The 3,760-nt window shown below is 62.2% G+C and carries 4 protein-coding genes; 1 reads left to right on the top strand and 3 read right to left on the bottom strand.

Annotated elements, in window-relative coordinates; genetic code table 11:
• The 3 genes from VIW95_RS12070 to glgB all read right to left on the bottom strand — a co-directional run.
• A partial coding sequence (locus VIW95_RS12070) for a hypothetical protein (RefSeq protein WP_331586782.1) occupies positions 1 to 255 on the bottom strand: 255 nt, incomplete at its 3' end.
• A 125-nt stretch (positions 256 to 380) separates the two neighbouring features.
• The gene (locus VIW95_RS12065; protein WP_331586780.1) at positions 381 to 1,004 is read right to left on the bottom strand and encodes a hypothetical protein; all 624 of its coding nucleotides are present in this window, start codon (positions 1,002 to 1,004) and stop codon (positions 381 to 383) included.
• An 18-nt stretch (positions 1,005 to 1,022) separates the two neighbouring features.
• Complete coding sequence (gene glgB, locus VIW95_RS12060) at positions 1,023 to 3,230, bottom strand: 1,4-alpha-glucan branching protein GlgB (RefSeq protein ID WP_331586778.1); 2,208 nt, start codon at positions 3,228 to 3,230, stop codon at positions 1,023 to 1,025.
• Between the two features lie 66 nt (positions 3,231 to 3,296).
• Here glgB and VIW95_RS12055 point away from each other — a divergent pair.
• On the top strand, positions 3,297 to 3,760 hold a 464-nt coding region (locus tag VIW95_RS12055), incomplete at its 3' end, for an MBL fold metallo-hydrolase (protein ID WP_331586776.1).

The raw sequence follows: 3,760 nt of genomic DNA, 5'->3' as shown, positions 1-3,760 counted from the left end.
GACGTCGGTGCGGACGAACTCCGGCGTGCAGATTGGCTGATCGACGGCTGGACATTTGTAAAGGTTCGCGTCGAGCTGCTGACATTTTTCGAGCGCGAAATTTACCGCAATGGGATTCGATGGCGGCACGTCCGCATTCTGCGACGAGCATCCGCCCAAGGCGAGCATCCCCAGCGCGGCAGCCAGCGTCGCGGCCGGGACCATTCGCAATCCGCGTTCGCGAATTTTCGAGACGACAACTTTTCGAGTGCGCATCGTGTTCTCCTCTCAACCGGGTTGAGGCGGTCGTCCGCCTGTTTCGAGTCTCCAAGCGAGCCGCGCGGAGCGATCACGCGCTGGGGGATTTAATACACGATGGGCGGGCTACCTAAAAGAGGGGATCAGAAGACCTCGGTGCCGCATTTGTCGTTGCCGCCCGAGGCCATGAAAAGATTCATCCGAAAGTCGTAGGCAAAGCGCTCGAAGTAGCAGAGTTGCGTTCCATGCGCGGGTCCCTTGTAGAGAACTGTGACGTGGACCTGCAGGTTGGTTTTGCCCGCAACGACCGCCTGATACTTGTCGGGCGGCAGATAGACGTAAAAGTAATGGGGCACATTGGGCGACACAATTCCCGCGTCTATCTCCGACATGGCGCCGGGGCTCGGCCGCAGCGGCTTGCCGTCGATCACCGCATGAACGCCAACGATTGTATCGAGGGCCGGGATACTTCCGAAATTTTTAAAATTGACCAGCAGCGTGGGAATCTGCGTGTCAGTGCCTCTGAAGGTAATCTCCTGAACTCCGATAAACGGCCGATCCGCGACGGCGAAAATTTTGCTCGTGACCAGCGCCGTACGCCAGGTGGAATAGGCACTGAAAAAAGTGGCGAGCACCATCAGGATCGCCATGAAGTCGGCGAGCCTGACGGCTAGCCCGAGCCTCGCGAGAAGAGAGCGTTCGGTGCGGATGATCTCGCGGCGCTCGGCGGTCGATTGTGCTGGCGATTCTCTTTCGTGGTCGGCCATCGCGGCTGTATAGCCTGACTACGGCACCGAGAACCAGATCACCGCGAGCGGAGGCATCTCGATCGCAATCGAATGAGGAAATCCGTGCCACGGAATTGCCGCTGCTTCGACGCCACCCATGTTGCCGACGTTCGTTCCGCCATAGGCGGCCGAGTCGGTGTTGAGAATCTCGCGATAAAAGCCGGGGCCCGGCACGCCGACGCGAAAGCGGCTGCGCAGCACCGGCGAGAAATTACACACACAGACGATGCGGCGACCGGTGCTCGGCGCCGTGCGCATGAACGCGATCGTGTTGCTGTCGGCGTCGTCGGCGTCCAGCCATCGGAAGCCGGCCGGATCAGTGTCGGCCTCCCACAACGCGGGCTCGCCGCGGTAGATGCGGTTGAGATCGCGCACGAGGACCTGCAGCTCGCGATGGTCGGGATATTCGAGCAGGTTCCAGTCGAGACTCGAGTCGTGATCCCATTCGCGCCATTGGCCGATCTCCTCGCCCATGAAAATCAGCTTCTTGCCCGAGCGCGCCCACATGTAAGCGAACAGCGCGCGCTGATTCGCGAACTGCCGCCAGCGATCGCCCGGCATCTTGGCAAGCATCGCGCGCTTGCCGTGCACGACCTCGTCATGCGAGAGCGGCAGCACGAAATTTTCGCTCCACGCGTAGAGCAGGCCGAAGGTGAGATCGCGATGGTGGTAGCGGCGGTAGATTGGATCGAGCGTGAAGTACTCGAGCGTGTCATGCATCCATCCCATGTCCCACTTGAAGCCGAAGCCGAGGCCGCCCAGGAACACCGGGCGGCTGACTCCGGTCCACGCGGTGGACTCCTCGGCGATCATCATGATGCCGGGGTTGAGACGGTAAACGTCCTGGTTGAGCTTCTTGAGGAATGAGATCGCGTCGAGGTTCTCGCGGCCGCCGAATGCGTTGGGGATCCATTCGCCGTCGCGCCGCGCGTAGTCGAGGTAGATCATCGACGCGACCGCATCCACGCGCAGACCGTCGGCGTGGAACTCGCCGAGCCAGTAGAGCGCGCTCGCGGTCAGGAAATTGCGCACCTCGGCGCGTCCGTAGTTGAAGATGTAGGTGCCCCACTCCGGATGGTCGCCCTGGCGCGGATCAGCATGCTCGAACAGCGCGGTGCCATCGAAACGGCCGAGGCTGAACTCGTCCTTCGGAAAATGTGCGGGCACCCAGTCAAGGATCACGCCGATGCCGCGGCGATGCATCTGGTCGATCAGGTAGCGCAGGTCGTCGGGGCTGCCGTAGCGCGAGGTCGGCGCGAAGTAGCCGCTGACCTGGTAGCCCCACGAGCCGGTGAACGGATGCTCCATCACGGGCATCAACTGGATGTGGGTGAAGCCCATGCGTGAGACGTAATCGCCCAGCATCGGCGCCATCTCGCGATAGGTCAGCGGGCGATTGCCCTCCTCCGGCACGCGCCGCCAGGAGCCGAGATGGACTTCGTAGATCGAGATGGGGCTCTTGATCCATTCGCCGCGCGCCCGCTCTGCAAGCCAATCCGCGTCGTGGAACTGGTAGGTGGATTGGTGAACGATCGAAGCCGTCGCGGGCGGCACTTCCATCCGCTGCGCGAACGGATCGCTCTTCAGCAGCAAATTACCGTCGCGCGTGCGGATTTCGTATTTGTAGTTAGCGCCGGCGCCGACGCCGGGGATGAACAGCTCCCACACGCCCGAGCCGCCGAGCGTGCGCATCATGTGGACGCGCCCGTCCCAGCGATTGAAGTCGCCGACCACGCTGACGCCGCGCGCGTTGGGCGCCCACACCGCGAACGACGTGCCGCGGATGCCGGCCATTTCGCGTACGTGCGCGCCGAGCTTGTCGTAGGCGCGGTCGTCCTTCTGCTCGCCCCACAGATGAAGATCGAGGTCGCCCAGCGTTGGCATGAAGGAGTACGGATCGTAAGTCGTGAACGACTCGCCGTCGGGAAAGTGAATCTCGAACTGATAAGGAAAGAGCGTGACGCGGCCGTCGAGCGTCGTCTCGAAGAGTCCGGCAAGGTCCCGCTTGCGCATCGGACGCGGCGCGTCGCCCGGCACGAGCAGGCTGATCGAAGACGCGTCGGGGCGCAGCGCGCGAACCACGATATGCTTGCCGTCAAGATGTGCGCCGAGGATCGAATGGGGATCGTGATGCTCGAATGCCAGCAGGCGTTCAAGTTCTCTCTCCAGATGCGGCGCGTTCGATCCGATGACTTCAGCCTTCATTTCCAAGTGCGAAGTCTAAACGATAGATTCGTCGCACGCGACACGCATCCGAATGGAGAACAGACGATGAGTACCACGTCCAATCCAAAGCAAGCGAACAACCTGCCCGGCTTCGACCCGATGATGGTACAGCTTGAAATGCTCGAGCCGGGAATCGCGATGTTCCACGGCTTCGCCAACGTCGCGTTTGCATACGGGCGCGGCGAAATGATCGTCGTCGATACCAGCTCGCGCCTGATGGGCGCGCTGGCGGTGCGCGCGATTCGCGAGGTCAGCGACGAGCCGTTTGCGTTTCTCATCTATACGCATGGCCACGGCGATCACGCGTTCGGCACCGAGGCGTTCGTCACCGACGCGATAACGCGCGGGCATGCGCGGCCGAAAATCTGGGCGCACGAAGACATCGCCGGCCGTTTCAAGCGCTACGCACTGACCCGTGGATGGCAGACGCATATCAATCGGCTTCAGTTCGGCGGCGCGTTCGCGACCGACGGCCTGTTCGAGCCCAAGTCGTTCAACTACCCCGACCT

The organism is Binatus sp. (SeqCode), assembly GCF_036522015.1.
Taxonomy (GTDB): domain Bacteria; phylum Desulfobacterota; class Binatia; order Binatales; family Binataceae; genus Binatus.
This window is presented reverse-complemented; position numbering and strand designations above follow the sequence as displayed.

Coding starts and splice junctions, on each gene's coding strand:
- VIW95_RS12065 (WP_331586780.1), bottom strand. CDS start 1,004: ATGGCCGACCACGAAAGAGAATCGCCAGCACAATCGACCGCCGAGCGC.
- glgB (WP_331586778.1), bottom strand. CDS start 3,230: ATGAAGGCTGAAGTCATCGGATCGAACGCGCCGCATCTGGAGAGAGAA.